Annotated in this window: 1 protein-coding gene; it reads left to right on the plus strand. The window is 40.3% G+C overall.

All coding sequences use genetic code 11. The features are described 5' to 3' along the window. Positions 1 to 986 (plus strand): class I tRNA ligase family protein (locus tag C6H22_RS08445; protein ID WP_158654691.1); only part of this gene is annotated, 986 nt, incomplete at both ends.

Genomic DNA, 986 nt, shown 5'->3' on the forward strand with positions numbered 1-986 from the left:
CAAAAGACAGGCATAGAGAGTTTTGAGGTCTTTACAACTCGTTGTGACACGCTTTTTGGCGTGACATATTGTGCCATTGCTCCAGAACATCCGCTTGTCGATGCGCTTTTAGAAAAAGGATTACTAGATTCAGAACAAAAACAAAAAATCCAAGATGTGCGTAAATTCCCATCAAAAGAACGATCTATGATGGAAAAAGAAGGCTTTGATTTAGGGATAACAGCCATTCATCCATTAAGTGGCGTAGAGATTCCTATTTGGGTAGCAAACTTTGTACTGATAGAATATGCTAATGGTGCGGTTATGGCTGTGCCAGCGCATGATGAAAGAGATTTTGAATTTGCTAAAAAATATAACTTGCCTATTAAGCCTGTGCTTGTATCTAGCACAGATTCTTTACCATTTTGTGAAGATGGCGAATTAATAGAATCCGGAATCTTTAATGGATTAAAGGGTGCTACAGCACGAGAAAAAATCATTGCATACTTTGAAGAGCACGGTAGGGGAGTTGGTGTTATAAATTATCGTTTGCGCGATTGGGGAGTATCAAGGCAACGATATTGGGGTGCGCCTATTCCTATGGTGCATTGCCAAAAGTGTGGCATTGTGCCAGAAAAGATTGAGAATCTTCCGGTGCTTTTGCCTGATGATGTGGTCATTAATGGTGAGGGTAATCCACTAGATAAGCATCCTGCTTGGAAAGAATGTCAATGTCCAAAATGTGGCGGTAATGCACAAAGAGAGACTGATACGATGGATACTTTTGTGCAATCAAGTTGGTATTTTTTGCGTTACGCAACGCCTAGGCAGTATTGGGAACAATGTGCATTTAGACCAGAGGATATCGCATATTGGATGAATGTAGATGAGTATATTGGTGGGATTGAACACGCGATTTTACATTTGCTTTATGCGAGATTTTTCACTAAGGTGTTGCGAGATTTGGGGTATGTGAATCTCAATGAACCATTTGCCAATCTTCTTAC

The organism is Helicobacter equorum (assembly GCF_900198655.1).
GTDB classification, from domain to species: Bacteria; Campylobacterota; Campylobacteria; order Campylobacterales; family Helicobacteraceae; genus Helicobacter_F; species Helicobacter_F equorum.